The 18974-nt window shown below is 37.3% G+C and carries 15 protein-coding genes, 1 pseudogene and 2 riboswitches; all 16 genes and pseudogenes read left to right on the top strand.

Features of this window, described 5'->3' with window-relative positions:
• Positions 1 to 106 precede the first annotated feature (106 nt).
• Positions 107 to 529, top strand: coding sequence for a MarR family winged helix-turn-helix transcriptional regulator (locus D0469_RS14865; protein ID WP_117327520.1), 423 nt, complete (start codon positions 107 to 109; stop codon positions 527 to 529).
• A 274-nt stretch (positions 530 to 803) separates the two neighbouring features.
• Entirely contained in the window at positions 804 to 2270 is a 1467-nt protein-coding gene (locus tag D0469_RS14860) for an aldehyde dehydrogenase family protein (RefSeq protein ID WP_117327519.1), read from the top strand.
• A gap of 349 nt (positions 2271 to 2619) precedes the next feature.
• Positions 2620 to 2797, top strand: a riboswitch (cobalamin riboswitch).
• A 285-nt stretch (positions 2798 to 3082) separates the two neighbouring features.
• Positions 3083 to 5377 (top strand): ribonucleoside-diphosphate reductase subunit alpha, encoded by a 2295-nt coding sequence (locus D0469_RS14855; protein WP_407675749.1) that lies wholly within the window; start codon positions 3083 to 3085, stop codon positions 5375 to 5377.
• A 28-nt stretch (positions 5378 to 5405) separates the two neighbouring features.
• Positions 5406 to 6452 carry a ribonucleotide-diphosphate reductase subunit beta gene (locus D0469_RS14850; protein ID WP_407675748.1) on the top strand — a complete coding sequence of 349 codons (1047 nt, stop codon included), beginning with the start codon at positions 5406 to 5408 and terminating at the stop codon, positions 6450 to 6452.
• Positions 6453 to 6455: 3 nt separating this feature from the next.
• Positions 6456 to 6899, top strand: a complete 444-nt coding sequence (locus D0469_RS14845) for a flavodoxin domain-containing protein (RefSeq protein WP_117327517.1) — start codon at positions 6456 to 6458, stop codon at positions 6897 to 6899.
• Positions 6900 to 7020: 121 nt separating this feature from the next.
• Positions 7021 to 7130: riboswitch (TPP riboswitch) on the top strand.
• Positions 7131 to 7243: 113 nt separating this feature from the next.
• Positions 7244 to 7861 (top strand): thiazole tautomerase TenI, encoded by a 618-nt coding sequence (gene tenI / locus D0469_RS14840; protein WP_117327516.1) that lies wholly within the window; start codon positions 7244 to 7246, stop codon positions 7859 to 7861.
• Complete coding sequence (gene thiO / locus D0469_RS14835; protein ID WP_117327515.1) at positions 7845 to 8960, top strand: glycine oxidase ThiO; 1116 nt, start codon at positions 7845 to 7847, stop codon at positions 8958 to 8960. Before tenI ends, thiO begins: the two co-directional genes overlap by 17 nt.
• A 6-nt stretch (positions 8961 to 8966) precedes the next feature.
• Positions 8967 to 9170, top strand: coding sequence for a sulfur carrier protein ThiS (gene thiS / locus D0469_RS14830; protein WP_117327514.1), 204 nt, complete (start codon positions 8967 to 8969; stop codon positions 9168 to 9170).
• Between the two features lie 2 nt (positions 9171 to 9172).
• Positions 9173 to 9940, top strand: coding sequence for a thiazole synthase (locus D0469_RS14825; protein WP_117327513.1), 768 nt, complete (start codon positions 9173 to 9175; stop codon positions 9938 to 9940).
• On the top strand, positions 9937 to 10950 hold the full coding sequence (locus D0469_RS14820) for a ThiF family adenylyltransferase (protein WP_117327512.1): 1014 nt from the start codon (positions 9937 to 9939) through the stop codon (positions 10948 to 10950). The genes D0469_RS14825 and D0469_RS14820 overlap by 4 nt, the downstream gene beginning before the upstream one ends.
• Before the next feature lie 465 nt (positions 10951 to 11415).
• Entirely contained in the window at positions 11416 to 12135 is a 720-nt protein-coding gene (locus D0469_RS14815; protein WP_117327511.1) for a GTP cyclohydrolase II, read from the top strand.
• Positions 12128 to 12316, top strand: a pseudogene (locus D0469_RS14810) (bifunctional diaminohydroxyphosphoribosylaminopyrimidine deaminase/5-amino-6-(5-phosphoribosylamino)uracil reductase RibD); the annotation flags it as partial. The gene D0469_RS14815 and the pseudogene D0469_RS14810, both read left to right, overlap by 8 nt.
• A 283-nt stretch (positions 12317 to 12599) precedes the next feature.
• Positions 12600 to 13184: a 5' nucleotidase, NT5C type gene (locus tag D0469_RS14805; protein WP_233523078.1), complete on the top strand. Its 585-nt coding sequence runs from the start codon at positions 12600 to 12602 to the stop codon at positions 13182 to 13184.
• Positions 13185 to 13381: 197 nt separating this feature from the next.
• Complete coding sequence (locus D0469_RS14800; RefSeq protein ID WP_117327508.1) at positions 13382 to 13675, top strand: Dabb family protein; 294 nt, start codon at positions 13382 to 13384, stop codon at positions 13673 to 13675.
• Between the two features lie 2317 nt (positions 13676 to 15992).
• Positions 15993 to 17087, top strand: a complete 1095-nt coding sequence (locus tag D0469_RS14785; protein ID WP_117327505.1) for a C45 family autoproteolytic acyltransferase/hydolase — start codon at positions 15993 to 15995, stop codon at positions 17085 to 17087.
• A gap of 288 nt (positions 17088 to 17375) precedes the next feature.
• Entirely contained in the window at positions 17376 to 18944 is a 1569-nt protein-coding gene (locus D0469_RS14780; protein ID WP_158553506.1) for an ABC transporter substrate-binding protein, read from the top strand.
• Positions 18945 to 18974 lie beyond the last annotated feature (30 nt).

Raw genomic sequence — 18974 nt, 5'->3', positions numbered from 1 at the left:
TATTTGGTGACTCTAATCTAGAATTAATTTACTAGATATAACGAAATTGACAAGGGAATATCTTTTACTTATAATTCAGACAGCAACTTTTTGGGGGAGAGAAGCGATGTTATCTTGGGGAGATTATATTAGTATAGACATTCATCAGACTGATTTAAAGTTGACAAGTTATATTAAAAATAAGTTAGCGCCATTTAATCTTGCTCCGGAACAAAATCTGATTTTGATGCTTCTTTGGGAACTAGATGGCTTATCCCAAAATGATATTGCTGAAAAATTGGATAAAGATAAAACAAATATCGCCCGTATGGTATTAAATCTGGAACGGAAAGGTTTTATCAAAAGAACAGTAAGCCAGCACGACCGCCGTTCATTAAAAGTTAATCTGACCGAAAAAGGGCGAGCTCTGGGTAATAAAATTATCCCCATAACCGAAGAGTTTAACCATCTGGTCACGCATGGTATTACAGAAGAAGAGCTAAAGGAATTAAGCCGAATTCTTAAAAAAATGAGGGAAAATGCAAGGTGAAATTTTCTAAATTTTTAATAAGCAAAAGGTTGTTAGAATAACCGTTTAATGATAATATGATGGTATTGTTAGAAACATAGAGGTATCTTAGTGAAGAATTAAGCTCGGTAATTACTTTGGCGGTTTGTACAACTCCCGGGAACGTATACACCAAGGTATCTTGTAATTGTTCTGCTAATTTTTTGTTATTAGTTGTTATAGCAACTTTTTTAATTAAAAACGTCTTCAAAATTTACAATGAGCTTTCACTTATTAAACAAAGGGGAAAATACTTATGGGAAACTTTAAAGACTTTACAAAACAATATATCAATGGTGAATGGGTTGAGGGAAGCGGAGCCAAAACCATAGATGTACTTAATCCTTATGACCGTTCAACATTGTACTCTGTTAAAACTGTGACAAAAGAAGATATAGATAAAGCGATGGTCACGGCACAGGCTGCACAAAAAGAGTGGGCTAAAACTACTCCGGAAGAAAGAAAAGAAGTACTAAGAAAAGTAATCTCGTATCTGAAAGAGCATAAAGAAGAAATTATCGATACTTACCCTTCTGAAACAGGAGGTACGGTACTGTCTGCAAATATCGCCCTTCATATTTCATTTGAAGAATTAGAGGAAGCTATTAAGATGGCTGATGAAGTAAACCTAATGAAGGAAGTTCCGGCTACGATTCCTGGAAAAGAAAATCATGTTTACCGCGTACCGATTGGAGTCATTACAACAATCACTCCGTTTAACTTCCCGCTGAATTTGGGAGTACGGACAATTGCTCCTGCGATTGCACTGGGTAATGCTGTTGTTCACAAACCTGATGTGGCAACAGGCATCACAGGCGGTGTTATTCTAGCAAGAGCTTTTGAAGAAGCAGGACTGCCTGCCGGGGTATTTAATTTATTGTTAACTGACCCTAAAACAGATGGCACAGGAGACTATCTTCTTGAACATCCAATTCCTAGATTTATTTCCTTTACAGGCTCAACGGCTGTAGGCCGGCATATTGGGGCAATTGCTGGAAGAAACTTAAAAAAGGTCGCATTAGAGCTTGGAGGAAATAATCCATTTATCGTATTATCTGATGCTGATGTAGATCGTGCTGTAGATGCTGCTATCTTTGGCAAATTTGCTCACCAGGGACAGATTTGCATGGCTACGAACCGATTTATCGTACACAAAGACCTCGCTGAAGAGTTTACGAACAAATTTGCTGAAAGAGCGAAGTCACTTCCATATGGTGATCCAAAAGATCCTGCTACAGTGGTTGGACCGCTTATCAATGAAAGACAACTGGAAAAAGCACAAGCAGTAATTGAAGATGCTAAAAACAGCGGGGTTAAGCTCGCCCTTGAAGGAAAACGCGTAGGAAATGTGTTAACACCGTATGTATTTACAGATGTTAAAAACGATTCTGTCCTTGCTCAAACCGAAGTGTTTTCACCAATTGCTATTATTATTCCTGTCGATAGTGATGAGGAAGCAATCCAAATCGCATCTGAAACTGAGTATGGCCTTTCTTCAGCAATATTCACACAGGATCTTGAAAGAGCTGAACAATTCGCGCTTCAAATTGATAGCGGTGTAACTCATATTAACGACCAAACTGTAAATGCTCAGCCTGATATTCCATTCGGAGGAAACAAGGCTTCTGGAGTAGGCAGATTCGGAAATCCATGGCTAGTCGAAGAATTCACCACAACAAAATGGGTTTCTGTTCAAAAAGTAAATCGTCAATTCCCTTTTTAATAAAAAGTGAGCATTAATAAATCAGAGCTCTCCATATTTCGTGGGGAGCTCTCTTTCTCGATTAATAATCATAGCATTGAATACCTGTTCATTATTAACCACTTTGGATTTCGGACCTATGTAACTTAACCGTTCCCCTCATAAAACTTTACAACGTTTCTGAGAGATTAGTATTATATATATTTAGCGAGGCTTTGAAATCTAAATGGTTTAACGGTAATGATTATAGAAAGTCAAAAAGAGAAATCACATGGATGTTTGAATAGGGGTTGTCAAATTAGGTAATGTATATTATATTGTAAAATATACAATATTTAGTAACGGAGTGTTAAAAAAATACTAAATATAGATAATGACCGATTATAATGGTGTCTGAAAAGACTTAATAGGGAATCTGGTGAAAATCCAGAACTGTACCCGCAACTGTAACTGCTGACGAAATAATCATATCCACTGTCTAAGGACGGGAAGGGATTAGAGTAGGAAGAAGCATTAGTCAGGAGACCTGCCATTTTATAGCGTGTTATCTTCTTCGGGAGCTGGGAAGATATAACGGGGGTATTCTTACTATTACAGTGAAAAATGCTGTATTACAGATTATTCTACGTTTATTGAACCCATCTTCTATGATGGGTTTTTTGTGTTGTTCAGGAATTCTGAAAACTCTCGAAGATGTATAGCTTAATTATGGTCAAGGGAATTGAGGAAAAGGGAGTGGAAGAAAACATATCTGCAAGAAAAAAACAGCTATATTCCTAAGAGCCCAAAAAAGAAGACAAAGCAATTGATAATATGTAGTATTTAAAGGAGAAATGAATATGACCGTTCAATTTCGTTCAGAGATGGATTCTGTTTCGGCAGCCATTAAAAGAGCATCTGAGAAATATAATCTTGACACGACCAACATTTGTAAAAAGATATCCGGACTAGAGGAATCTTCCAGATATGAGCAATCCCTTCTTTATGCATTAAATCAAATTTCAATGGAAGAGCCAAATTGGACCTTCCTTGCGGCTAATCTATATTTAACAGAGCTATATCATAATGTTTCAAAGATCAGAGGATATGAGCAAGGACGTAAATATGGGGATCTATATTCACTTATTGCCGCATTAACTAGCATAGGGATATATTCAGAGGATCTATTGAATAATTACACAAAGGAAGAAATTGAAATATTAGGTGCTGAAATTGTTCCTGAGAGAGACCATTTATTTAATTACATAGGGTTATTTTTGTTAGCAGATCGATACCTGGCTAAAGATTACGAAGGCAACCTTTACGAATTGCCTCAAGAACGTTTTATGATCATTGCCATGACCTTGATGAGAAAAGAACAAAAGGATAAACGTTTATCATTAATAAAAGAGGCATATTGGTCATTGAGCAACCTGTATATGACTGTTGCTACACCTACTCTATCAAATGCGGGGAAAAGCTTCGGACAGCTTTCGTCATGTTTTATTAATACAGTAGAAGATTCTTTAGATGGAATTTATTTAAATAATTGGGATATTGCCAGATTGAGTAAAGATGGGGGCGGGATAGGCGTTTACCTTGGTAAAGTACGAGCTTTAGGATCAGATATTAAAAAATTCAAAGGAAATTCGTCCGGTGTGGTACCGTGGATCCGGCTTATAAACGATACGGCGGTAAGTGTCGACCAGCTTGGACAAAGACAGGGAGCAGTAGCCGTTTATTTAGATGTATTCCATAAGGACATTATGAATGGTTTTTTGGACCTAAAGACGAACAATGGAGATGAACGGCGAAAAGCACATGATATTTTTACAGGAGTTTCAATTCCTGACCTATTTATGAAGAAGCTGGAGGAAGTCGATGAGAATGGCAGAAGTGTTGGAGAATGGCATACCTTTTGTCCACACCAAGTAAAACAAATGATGGGGTGGAAGGATGAAAATGGTTCGCCACTTGGCCTGGAGGATTTTTATGATGAGTTTGATCAACACTTCTTTACGGAAAAGTATCAAGAAGCTGTAAAAAACCCTCTTCTGCCGCGAAAAACGTATCGGGCAATGGATATCATGTCAAGGATTATGATTTCTCAATTAGAAACAGGGACCCCCTATATGTTTTATCGAGATGAGGTAAATCGGCAAAATCCTAACAAACATTTGATGGGAAAAGGCCAAGGGCGTACATCGATATTTTGCAGCAATTTATGTACTGAGATTACGCAAAACATGTCTGCAACTCATATTGTTAAAGAATTTATGGATGAAGAGGGAAATATTGTAATTGTACGTCAGCCTGGAGATTTTGTTGTATGTAATCTATCATCGATTAATCTGCCGAAAGCTGTAAAAGAAAATGTATTGGAACGATTGATTCCTATCCAGATGAGGATGCTGGATAATGTCATTGACTTAAATTCAATTTCAGTTGGACAAGCAGAAGTGACGAACAAAAAATATCGGGCAGTCGGCTTAGGTACGTTTGGCTGGCACCACCTTCTTGCATTGGAAGGGATATTCTGGGAATCTGATGAAGCTGTTTCATATGCTGATCAATTATACGAGGACATTGCTTACTATACAATAAATTCATCGATGGAAATAGCGAAGGAAAAAGGAGCCTATAGTAAATGTAAAGGATCTGAATGGCAAACTGGCCATTACTTTGAGCGCAAAGGGTACAAAACTCCCCGTTGGATTCAATTGAAGGAAGATATTTCAAAATACGGTGTGCGAAATGGATGGATGATGGCTATTGCTCCAAACTCATCAACAGCAAAGATTGGCGGCTCTACAGATGGGATCGATCCTTTATATGCTGTCGAATATGCAGAGGAGAAGAAGAACTTCAAATTTAAAGTAACAGCACCGGATTTGGATCATAACACTTACAACTATTATCGCCGTTCTAGACATGTATTAGATCAGACTTGGAGTATTCGGCAAAACGCAGCCCGCCAGCGCCACATAGACCAATCGATTAGCTTTAACATCTACGTGCGTCATGATATTAAAGCAAAAGACTTATTAAATCTTCATATGGAAGCATGGAGACAAGGATTAAAAACGACCTACTATGTAAGAAGCACTTCTCAATCTGAAATTGAAGAATGTGAAGCGTGCCATAGCTAGTGGATTAGAAGATGAGGAGGTTTTTATCTTGTTGAAACAGATACCATTATCCAAAATTAAGCTGCTAAACCCTGATTCTCCAAATAAATCTACTGGAATTATCAATGGAAAGTCTTCAGGTATTCTTAACTGGAACGATATCGCATACCCCCAAATGTATGATTTGTATCAAACGCTGCTATCCAACTTTTGGAAGGCTCAGGAAATTAATATGCAGGACGATATTAAGCAATGGGATTCTCTTAGTGAACAAGAGCAAGATGTATTCTTGCGTATCAATACACAGCTTGCTTCACTTGACAGCCTGCAAACGCCGACAATGAGCCAAGTGATGGATTATGTGACAGACTCTAGCTTCAAAGCTATTTTTGCGGTTATTTCCCAGCAAGAAGCCGTCCATAATGAATCCTATTCTTATATACTAAGCTCGCTCATACCTTTAGATCAGCAAAATAATCGGTTTAATCAGGCCAAAAATGATCCAATTGTATGGAAGCGAAATAAATTCATATTAGATGCGTATGAGGAATTTAGACAATACCCCACCCAGCAGTCGTTATTTAGGTTATGTGTGAACTCTATTAATCTGGAAGGAATTTATTTTTATGCTGGTTTTGCTTTTTTCTACCACCTGGCACGTCAGCAAAAGATGCTTAAAACAAGTACAATGATCAGCTATATTCAACGGGATGAAATGCAGCATGCCTACTTTATTGCCCAGTTTATCCGCATTCTCTTAACCGAGAATCCTGATCTTCATACAGATGAGAATATTGAATATGTATATCAAACTATAAATAAGGCTGTTCAACTTGAAAAAGAGTGGGCTCATTACATTTTAGCCGATATAAATGGCATTGATTTGGATGAATTTGAAGGTTATGTCGAATATCTTGCAAACAAGCGATTGAGACAGCTTGGCCTGAAAAATCTTTATGAAGAAAGAAAAAATCCAATGCCTTGGATACAAGTGTTTGGTGATGAAATGATGAATGAAACAAAGTCCGATTTCTTTGAACAAAAATCAAGAACCTATTCGAAAGTCTCACAATCTAATGGATTTGATGAATTGTAAAACATGAAGGCTGCCATTGTTTACACTTCAATAACCGGAAACACCAGGGAATTAGCAGAGAATCTATATCAAATTTTTCTCGAAAGATCAGTCGAGACAGCCATTTTTAGGATAGAAGAGTTTCCAATATCTCTTCTAACTCAATATCAGGCAATAGCCATTGGTACATACACATGGGGGAATGGGGAAATTCCAAAGGAAATGCTGCAGCTTTATAAGGAGGTTCAATCACTAAATAGAAAGGACATTACTACAGCTGTTTTTGGAACAGGGGATAGCTTTTTTCCTAATTTTTGTGGCGCAGTTGACCTGTTTAGGGACATGCTATACGTTCACACAAATTTAGCTGTAACATTAAAAGTTGAACTGCTGCCGCAAACCCAAGATGCTCCTCGCTCCCAGAAGTTTGTGGATTTGATGCTTAAGAGAGCAAGAATAAGAAATTAAACTGTATAATTGTTAAACATGATTGAACGATTTGCGGTGAAAAGTTTAAAACTTACTCTTGTACATTTTATTTTTAGTGCTATGATATATATAATCAAAATAATCTAACAATTCAATATTAAAAACTCACTAGGGGATCCCTTGATAAGGGCTGAGAAAAAAGTAATTACTTTGAAACCCTCATAACCTGAACAGGCTCGTACCTGCGGAGGGAAGTGGTGTATTGTTTTTGTGTTAAATTTATGCACGTGACAATAACCACTTTCCATAATTGGAAAGTGGTTTTTCTTTTGTTGCTAAATCACTGAGAAGATTTTTAAGTTCGACATGAAGGGGAGAAATTATTGAAACTTCTTGCTGTGACTGATGACCGGCATTCTGTTTGCAAGCTGGCTTCGATGATTATTCAAATAAAAGATATAGTCGATTTTATACATATCCGTGAAAAATCAAAAACGAGCGCTGAACTAATGTCATTACTTAAACTGCTAGAAAATGGGAAAGTTGATATGGCGAAAATGGTCATCAATGACCGCCTAGATATTGCATGCGACAAAAATATCCCTACAGTACACCTTCCAGGACATGGTCTTCCTGTCAAGATGGTACGAGCCAAGTTCCCTTACCTAAGGATTGGCCGTTCAGTCCATTCTTTTGAAGAAGCAAGGGAAGCAAAAGATGATGGTGCTGATTATGTTTTATACGGGCATGTGTTTGAGACAAACAGCAAAAAAGGGAAACCTCCGAGAGGAACTTCTGAACTAACTAAGATAAAAAAGACCCTTCAAATACCTGTTTATGCGATTGGTGGCATTACACCTGCTCGGATAAAAGAAATACACCAAACAAAAGCAGATGGCATTGCCATAATGTCAGGAATATTTTCAGCGGACAATCCGGCTGCTGCTGCGGAGCGGTTATTAGAAATATGTTTGGGGGAGAAAAATGAAAAAAACTTTTGATGTAGCAATAATTGGCGGAGGCATAATCGGCTGTTCGATTGCTTATTATTTGGCCAAAGAGAAATTGGATGTAGCTGTATTTGAAAGTCAGCAGATTGGAGGGAAAGCGACTAGTGCAGCGGCCGGAATGCTCGGTGCCCACTCGGAATGTGATGATCTTAACCTATTTTATCCATTTGCGAGGAGCAGTCAGCTTGCTTATCTTCACCTTCAAGAAGAATTAAAGGAAATCAGCGGTATTGACATTGGGCTAACCCATGGAGGCATTTATAAGCTAGCCTTCTCAGAATCTGACAAAATGCAGCTTCTCCCAACAATCTCGCTACCTACTGTGGACTGGTTTGATGCTGATAAAGTAAGGAAAAGCGAACCTTGTATTACATCAAACGTTATGGGAGCTGCCTACATTCGTGACGATGTCCATGTATTGCCTTTATCTGTATGCAAAAGTTTTAGTAAAAGTGCTCAAATGCTGGGAGCTTCCGTTTTTGAATTCACTAATGTACTAGATATGCATAAGAAAGACAGTAGCTATGTAATAAAAACAACGAAAGGAAGTTTTGACTCCAATCTTGTTGTAGTAGCAAATGGAGTTTGGAGCAGTACTTTCTTTCAAAACCTTGGACTAGAACAAAAGCTCGTGCCAGTTAAAGGTGAGTGTATTTCCGTATTTAATGATGGTGTACCTTTGAAGCATACCTTATTCCATGATCACAACTACATTATGCCAAGAAAAAACGGAAAGCTCGTCATTGGAGCAACTATGATTGAAAATGATTGGAATGAAGCACCGACATTAGGCGGTGTTGAGCAATTAATTGCAAAGGCAAAATCAATCCTTCCTACTATTACAGATTTGAGGTTGGATTCTTATTGGGCCGGCCTACGTCCGCAAACCTTTGATCAAAGGCCTTTTATCGGTACTCATCCTGAACAAGATGGAATCCTATTTGCAACCGGCCATTACCGGAATGGAATACTGCTCGCCCCAGCTACCGGGCAAATGATCCGGGACCTTATTCTACAAAAAGAGGTAAGAAAAGATTGGGTTGAAGCATTTAAAATCAACCGCTTGAAGCCTGTGCTTTCAAGGAGGTGAAAGGAAATGACCATACGAATTAATGGAAGGAAAGTTGAATTGCCGGATGACGTTCAAACCATTCATAATTTGCTAAACTATTATGATTTAGAAGATCGAATTGTCATTGTCGAAATCAACCAACAAATTACCTTAAAGGAACAATACTCTTCGTTAACTTTATCAGATGGAGATATTGTAGAACTGATTCATTTTGTAGGAGGAGGATAATTATGTTAAAAATTGCAGATCAAACCTTTAATTCACGTTTGCTTCTTGGGACAGGAAAATATCCCTCATTTGAAATTCAGAAGGAAGCTGTTGCAGTATCAGGTACTGAGATATTAACATTCGCAGTAAGAAGAATGAATATTTTTGAAGATTCCCAGCCTAACTTTCTTGAACAGCTGGATCTATCAAAATATAAACTTCTTCCCAATACAGCAGGTGCAAAGACAGCAGAAGAAGCAGTTCGAATTGCGAGGCTAGCAAAGGCTTCAGGTTTATGCGATATGATCAAAGTTGAGGTGATCGGCTGCAATAAATCACTCTTGCCAGACCCGGTAGAAACATTAAAAGCATCGGAAATGTTATTGGCGGAAGGGTTTATCGTTTTGCCTTACACATCAGATGATGTTGTATTAGCAAAACGGCTTGAGGAACTCGGAGTGCATGCCATTATGCCTGGAGCTTCACCAATTGGCTCTGGTAAGGGAATTTTAAATCCTATGAATTTGAAGTTTATCATCGAGCAATCATCGGTTCCTGTGATAATTGACGCCGGCATTGGATCTCCAAAAGATGCAGCCTTTGCCATGGAGCTTGGAGCAGATGGTGTTTTGCTAAATACGGCTGTCTCCGGCGCAAAAGACCCTGTAAAAATGGCTGTTGCAATGAAGATGGCGATTGAAGCTGGGCGACTTGGTTATGAAGCGGGAAGAATTGATGAAAAGAATTATGCAGTAGCAAGCAGTCCATTAACTGGGATGGTCACATCTTGACTAGACGATATTCAAGGCAGGAATTATTCGCGCCAATTGGAAAAGAAGGGCAAGTAAAGCTTCAGAACGCCAAAGTACTAATAATAGGAGCTGGTGCGCTTGGTTCGGCTAGCGCAGAAATGCTTGCCAGAGCAGGAATCGGTAATATTACAATCGTTGATCGTGATTATGTTGAATGGAGCAATTTGCAAAGACAGCAATTGTATACTGAAGAAGATGCAAAAAAGAAACTGCCAAAAGCCATTGCAGCTAAAATGCGTCTTCAGCAAATCAATTCCGAGATTATCATCAATAGCCTGATTGCTGACATTAACGGTCTTAATATAGAAGAGTTAATAAAAGGAAAATCAGTAATTGTAGATGCTACGGACAACTTTGAAACAAGAATGGTTATAAATGATGCGGCTGTAAAACAAAATATTCCTTTTATATTCGCAGCATGCGTGGGAAGCTATGGCCTGACTTTTCCTGTTATTCCCGGTGAATCTCCGTGTCTTCATTGTTTGTTACATCATTTGCCAGCCCAGGGCATGACATGTGATACTGCAGGTGTAATTAGCCCGGCGATACAGATTGTGGCTGGGTATCAGGTCACTTCTGTATTGAAACTCCTTACAGGACATAAGCTAACGGCATCCGTGCAGTCTTTTGACGTATGGAAGAATGAAAATGCTGAAATAAATGTTAGTCGGTTAAAAAAAGCAAATTGCCAGACATGCGGAACCGAGCCCGCATATCCTTATTTAACGTTTGAATACCAAACAAAAACAGCCGTTTTGTGCGGCCGAGATGCTGTTCAGATTCGGCCGGGCGCTTCTCGTACACTGTCGCTGACTGACTTATCACTAAGTTTAAGGGGATTAGTAAGTGATTTGATAGTTAATCCTTATTTACTGTCATGCTCGTTTGAAAATCATCGAATTGTCTTATTTCAGGATGGACGTGCATTAATCCATGGAACCAATGAACCCTCCAAAGCGAGATCTATTTACAACAGGATAATTAGTTAGAAACTGTACTTTACATCAAGTTTTTTCCGCCCAAATCACTACAAAAATAAATTAATACTCACACCTATTGTACAACAACAGATGCGTTAGTGATTAATGAAAAAAGCATCTTCTGGATAATTAATTGAAAATCAGAAGCGTGCTTTTTTTTTAATATTTTAACAGCTCCACTGCAAACCTCCCTCAAAAGGGATTTAAACAAATAAAAGTGAACACAGAGTCCGCAATTTAAGTAAAGGATTTGCAGTAGACATGAGAGCAAACATTAGTTGTTTGCTCTCAAATTCCTTTACAGGGAAAAAAAAGCGAGCCCAAATGAGTGTTTAGCCTATCAATCATACCGAACTTTTTTCATTAGATTGGTCAGTGTTTACGGTAAATTATTTACTTACTATTAGACAAACTAAACTAAAAAAGGGGGAGTAATTATGAACGAAACCAAGTTGGACTCCAAAGGTCTTTTTCGTGTTGGAAGATAAAATCCAATTAATTAAAACGGAAAAAGGTGCTATCTACTTAGTTGGACCGATAAGACTTCCTGTTAATTTGTACGGGGAAACTGTTGTATTCCAATGGTATTGCTGGTTAAATTGTGACGAAGTAACAGAGGATTTTGAAAGGATTATTGACAAATTGTCCTCCGTTAATTTAGCTGAATTACAACAATCCAGTGTCTTAGCGTATGGCGACTTTTCATATGGAGATGATGCTATTATTCGGATGCATTCCATCTGTCATACAGGAGACATATTTGGCAGTAAAAGGTGCGACTGTGGATTTCAATTAAAACAGTCGATGAAAATGATTGCTGATCATGGAACTGGTGCCTTATTTTATTTGGCTAACCATGAGGGAAGAGGTATTGGACTATTTAGTAAGGCGATGGCATATATTCTCCAAGAAAGTGGTTACGATACGGTTGAAGCAAATCAGGCTCTTGGTTTTGTTGATGATTCCAGAAATTATGGTGATGCGATTCAAGTTCTTAAAGCATTAAGGTCTAAACCAGTAACTTTAATTTCAAACAATCCCAAAAAATTAGAAGCATTAAAAGACTCTGGTTTGCCCGTTTCAGGCAGAAAGCCGTTATGGGGAGACATTTCCGAATATAACGAAAAATATTTAGAGACGAAAATCAATCGTTCTGGACATTTAAAAGATGAGGGGACTTGTCCTAATGACTAGCCACGACTTCTATATGGATTTAGCTTTACATAATGGCAAAGCAATTTCAGGACAGACAGATCCAAATCCTTTGGCAGGTTCTGTTATTGTTAATGATAACAGAGTGGTGGGATACGGGGCACATTTAAAGGCAGGGGAACCACATGCAGAGATTAACGCTCTTCGTATGGCCGGTGAAAAGCAATGGAGTAATTAAAGATAATCCTGAGTTGACTACACGAATTCCTAATGGACGTAAATCCCATTCGGATTATTATGGATTCAACTTTAAAAATACCTTTAGAATCAAAGCATCATTTCTTCAAAATAAATTAATTGGCGGTCAACCTGCACCAACCTTCCTACAGAGCGCAGGAGTTGCTAAAATGCGTGAAGCTGTCGATCTCGCAGATCAATTTTTACAAAGATTGGAAGAGATTTTAAATTTATTGGGTATCCGATTTACACAAATGAGGGATTCTGAGATGAGATTTGGTTTTGATATTGATGATACATTAATTAACCTCAGGGAACATGCCTTTCATATTTACAATAAGAAGTTAAATAAAAAAGTATCAATTGACCATTTTCATAAATTAAACAGAGTAGAAATCCATGAACCCTTCGGATTAACAGAAGAACAAGGGCGAGAAATGTGGCAAAATTCATTAGAAGATATTTATTATACATCTTGTACTCCATTTACAAATGCTGTTGAAACGTTACAAGATCTAGACAAATTGGGACATGAAATATTCTATATTACAGCCAGACCAAAAGAACATGGCGAACGAACGAAGGAATGGTTAAAAGCACAGGGGTTTCCTGTTCGAGATGAGAGATTTTTTTATGGAATGCAAGACCATGAAAAGGTTGAAATCATCAATAAATTAGAACTCGATTATTACTTCGATGATAAGCCTGAGGTCATACATACACTTATGAACGAATCTTTAAAGGTGTACATTATGGACCAATCGTATAATCGACATTTGAATTTGCCGCGAATTCTAGAATGGACTGACTTACATAAAATAATAAACAACGCGAAACCCGTCAAAACAATCTGATGGGTTTAATTTATCTGCTTGTTGTTAGAAAAGCCCCTATTGTTCTAAATAAGTAAGAAAATTGTGAGATCCGTTTATTACTATTTTTACCCAAAAAAGAACGATATTTTTTGGTATAAACAACAAAAATTGCATCCTTCATGATAATTGGATAGAATTAGCACGGAAGTAAAAAGATATAGAAAAGGGGCTTTTAAATGATTCATCGTACGGTGCTCGTAAAATTTGCGGAAACGACAACAGAAGAACAACTGCAGGAAGTGGTAACCCGATTTAAAGCATTAAAAAATCACCTTACAGGGATTGTTGATCTGCAGGCAGGCTTAAATTTTGCAGAGAAAAGCAAAGAATACCAGATTGTTTTAATGGTAAGATTTGAAGACAAAGGGGCTCTTGATGCATATGTATCAAATGAGGAACACCAGTCTGTTGCAGCATTCATTAAAGAGGTTGGCAGAGTCGACAGCATTGGGGTAGATATCGAAATCTAGTTTTACATGAATTCTTGAATTACGTGTACTTAATAAAAACAAACCGGCTGCCATTTGTAGCCGGTTTGTTTTTATATCAGCCGGACAAGCGTGCTAAATAGCATTTGCAAAGAAGATGGCTCGGTTAAAGAATAGTGTTGAAAATATAAAGGAACTCAAAATACGAGTTCCTTTGTTTCATGCTTTAATAGTAATGGTTTACTGCTATCTTTTTTCAATCTCCATACGCAAGTACGAGATGTCTCAAGAAGCAATATTAACGAACATACTTTTTTCAAAAGGTGTCCCTAACTATTTTGATATAAACCAAAAAGACCAAAGTACAACAAAAAACCAACATAGTATAACGGTTATTTCTCTTTTGTATTTATATGGTATATTTCCGCCATTAATTAGTGTATGGAATCCACCAGTAAACGAAATCATGATATTGATAATAGGTATTGGTAGCTGAGTAGCTATGCATTCAGACCGTCCACCATTAACCCATGTTAATGGAATAATGCCACTAATAATAAGAACATGGATTAAGATTTGCAAAGAGTAAAAAAATATCCTCATAACAGCCGTTTCGGAAATCGAACTGCCATATACAAAGCGTGTCGTGGTCTGCTAAAACCCATTTGCCCTGTATCTAGCGATAAAAGACTTTTGGATTATTTCTACAAAAGCAAGGAGAACTTAAAATGGGTCATTAGTATTTTAGAAGAACATTGATATTACAACTCTAAGCTGAAAATATGGCACTGAAATAAGGTTTGCTAAAACGGATTACTAACTGCCATTTTTACTCTGAGTATTAGTACATTGAGAACCACTCTTGTATAACTTTTCAATTGTGTTCGCTACCATTTATTTACCCATTTTCAAGAAATTTTACTAGGTAGGAAATTACAATCTATTTAAAATTCCTACTGCTATCCCACATCAATTTTTCTTTCCTAATACTCTAATCTTTTTAAATGAGAGAGTATGTGATCCCGACATCAATTGGAAAAGACAAGAAACGAGATTTTAATCATGATTATATGAACTCTACAATTATTCTTCAAAGAGGCCAATGATCACCTCCATTCATTATAATTAATGCCTATTTAGGAGGCTTCGACCTTTGAAATCATTTTATTTCATTAAATTCTTTATTTCTCACTTGAGTTATTAGATCTAGGTTCTGAAAACAATGAATCTGATTATTTTTTCAAATATGCTTGTATTAAATTCAACCATCCAACATATCCATGTTATATAGCTTATTCCAAAAGTGTATCTTGCTTACGACTATAATCCTATGCAGACAAAAATAAACATTTCCAGCAGGCCCATCAGCTTCCGCATCTCAAAATTTGGGAAGATACTCGATAAAATTATAATATCCTATTGTTTTTTTTTGCATTCAAGTAATGGGCCGCCATATGGGAGTTTATACTCTTTTCTACGAGTATACCCCTTTGTCCTATTATTAGTCATTTCACTTATTATGATTAGGAATTATTGTTTCTGGAGGTTTATGGAGCCATTTCAATAGTAGTCGCCACCCTAATGAGCTTAGTTATTGGGTAATACACGCAAAATTGTGCAGAAGAATCTATAAAATGGGTTGAATAGGCGGGGGGAAATTGGTATAGGCGGAAGAGCATAACAGTCATTGCATGATATTGTACTTTTTATGCCGGAAGTGCTGAGGGTTGCCCAAGCTTTGCGACTCTGGCGTAATCAACAGAACACAATGTTACTTGCACAAAAATAATGGGTCAGGAATGGCAGCACGATAAAAAGAAGTTGATATCATGGTAGACCGCATTACTCATTGTTAGATTTGTTAGCGTTCCGTACGGTAAGTAACTAAGGATAACGATAGAAAGGTATAATGCTAATGGTCGTTGAACCTATTATGCAGCTAAACAAAGATATTCATTTCTTTAACGTTACCTGGAGACAACCGGCAATAATTAACGTCTTTGTAAGTTCTCGAGTAGAGCGAAGAGAGTGTACGGTCGAAGAAACGATAGCCATTACTCAAAGTTCTCATACTCAGCAACCACAAACTTTATTGGGAATTGTGAAAGTTATGACTTATCCTCGGAAAGAAGGGGTGGGGAGATCCCCTTGATAGAAATCTTGAAGAATTAACATTCATTCCCAACTGTTCTACAGTGAGAAAAAAATAAAAAACAGTGTTTTTATATCAGGACATCTTTAATTGGAAATAATTTCTTATTAATTTAAATTTTATTTAAACGACTAGTTAAACCATTTGTAATATCATGATGTTTATTTTGAGTGCCAAATATTTAATTTAATAAGGAGATGGTTTGCAATGCAAAAAGAAGCTTCGTTTCTTCACATAAAAGTTCAAGAATCGGATCCATTCAGAAGAGGACAGTATATTGGAGAAAGGGTCTCAGATAAAATCAACGGAAATGTTGAAATTTACAAAAAGGTTTTCATGGAGTACGCAAACGTTGATTGGGACACCGTACGAAAGACAGCGCTCCAATACGTGGAACCTATTCAGAATTACGCTCCTGAATTGCTTGAAGAGCTTAAAGGTATGGCAAAAGGTTCTGATTTGGATTTGACGGATTTAATCGCGTTAAACACTAGATCTGAAATCATGTACGCTTATACGCAAAGAGTAATCCCAGAATGCACCTCTTTTGCATTATCCAAAAACAATATGAAAAACCAACACGTAGTGATAGGGCAAAATTGGGATTGGAAAACAGAGGTAAAAGGAAACACCATAATTATGGAAATAGAACAGTCACCATATCCTTCAATCATTATGATTGCTGAAGCCGGTCATTTGTGTAAGGTAGGTTTTAACTCAGCAGGTATTGGTCTATGTACAAATATGCTTTTTAGTTCATTAGATAAGGCTGAAATAGGCGTTCCTTTTCATGTTATCCTTAGAAAAATATTGAATTCGAGCACTTTTAATGAAGCTGTTCGAGCTGTAACGCTGCCACACCGAGCATTTTCCGGTAACTATGTGATAGCAAATGACAAGGGTAACGTAATCAATTTAGAAACAGGACCGGGAGGAAAAGAAAATGTTCATTTTTTAGGGCTTGATGAAGGTATATTAGGCCATGCCAACAATTTCATAAATGAAACTCATTTTCAAGATAAGACCCTCGAGTTTTTACCAGATTCGCCAGCTAGAGCGAGTAATATAAAAAATGAATTGTCTAAATTTCCTCAGTTAAGTATCGAAAATATTCAAGATGCTTTAAGAAACCACATTAACTTTCCCAATTCAATCTGCTGCCATGAGGAGCCTGTTAACAAGATACAAACAATAGCCTCGGTAATCATGGATTTAACTGAAAAGAGCATGACTATAGCCCCGGGACCAGTATGTCAAAATTCATTCACAAAGGTTTTTCCTGATTTTTCTCAAGCAGAATAAGTTTAATTAATAAATGAAACTAAAACTCAAACAACCTCCTCATACCATTGGAGATGTTACAAGTTAATACTTACATTTTTCGAGATAAATTTTAAGTATGTAATTGCTACAGACAAAAGTGTTGTGAAGATGGAAGAAGGAGAAATAAATAAAGTAAGTTGAAGGATCGGATTTTTCTCTGATCCCTATTAAATCTATTAATTTGAAACAATAAATATTGTTCAACATTTGCCTATTGCTTGTATATACAATCTTAAGAAAAAAGCATGCTTAATGGGGGAGATGGAGTTGAAGGTTAGAAAAATAGGAATTATGATGGTCGTGCTGTCATTGATGTTTGCACTTTTCGGATGTACCCAAGAATCAAAAAAAACATCTAAAACTACAGATGATGGGGGGAAAACGTTAGGTGGAGAATTGCAAGTTGCAATAAATACTCAACCGCCTACCATTGATCCCCATATGTCATCGGTATCAATGACAAGTACTGTAGCTAGACATATTATTGAACCCCTTGTAACGATAAATTCAAAATATGAACCAGTTCCAATGCTGGCTAAATCATGGGAAATAAGTCAAGATGGCAAGACTTACACGTTCCCGTTAAGAGAAGGCGTTAAATTTCATAATGGAAAAGAATTGGTAGCAGAAGATGTAGTAGCTTCGATGAGACGGTGGCTTGAAAAATCAACGCTTGCACAAACAGCTTTAGCAGGAGCGACTTTCGAAGCAAAAGATAAATTCACTGTATTAATGCAAGTGGAAAAACCTTCTGTATTTGCTATCTATGCGCTTGCTGGAATGTACCAGTTTGCTGGGATTATGCCAAAGGAAGTGGTAGAAGCGGCTACTGAAATTGGCGTGGAGGAATATATTGGAACTGGTCCCTTTAAATTTGTTGAATGGAAACAAGATCAGTATATACATCTTGCCAAATATGAAGATTATAATCCGGTAGATTCCCCTGCTGACGGTTTGGGCGGCAGAAAAGAAGCTTTGGTTGATAATCTTTATTTGCAATTTGTAGTGGATTCCTCTACTAGGCTTGCGGGTCTGTTATCAGAGGAATACGACATAGGATACGCTTATGAATATGACATGTTAGAACAGTTAGAAAACAATCCCAATCTCAATGTAGAAAACCCTTACTTTGGACCATTAGCCCTTCTTTTTAATAAGAATCAAGGTTTATTTAGCGACGTGAAGATGAGGCAAGCAGTAAATGCGATATTGGATAATGACAAAATTGCAAAAGCATCGCTTGGCAAAAAGTACAGATTGGATTCCAGCTATGCTACACAAGAACTTTCCAATTGGTACAGTGAAGCTGGGGCTGAATCTTATAACAAGCCCGATTTGGAAAAAGCAAAGCGCTTGCTGAAAGAAGCCGGGTACAATGGAGAGACAATCAGATTAATAACTTCACGTGATTATTCTTATATATATGATTCAGCTACGGCCATTAAAGAACAGCTTTCAAAAGCCGGAATGAAGGTTGAATTAGAGGTATACGACTTTGCAACTGTCATTGCAAAATCTTTCGAACCAACCAAATGGGAACTTTTCTCAGTAGGATTTGCAGCGAGAACTACACCTCTTGAACAGGAGTGGTTTAATTCTAAATATGCCACTGGACCATTAGATCAGAAAAGTGAAGATTTGATAAAGCAACTCAGAGGCTCCACATCTCAAGAAGATGCAAAGAAACTATGGGATGAACTGCAAGCTTATTCATGGGAATTCCTCCCAATAATAAAGATAGCTGACTATTCAAGAATAACTGCTTCTTCGAAAAAAGTAGAAGGGTTGAAACTCTTAGACGGACCGATCCTTTGGAATACGACAATCGCAAAATAATCCCTTCCCGCTCATTGTTTCGTACCGATG

Origin of the sequence: Peribacillus saganii (assembly GCF_003429095.1) — a bacterium.
GTDB classification, from domain to species: Bacteria; Bacillota; Bacilli; order Bacillales; family DSM-1321; genus Peribacillus; species Peribacillus saganii.
The sequence above is the reverse complement of the archived record's forward strand: the minus strand, read 5'-3'. Positions and strand labels throughout refer to the sequence as shown.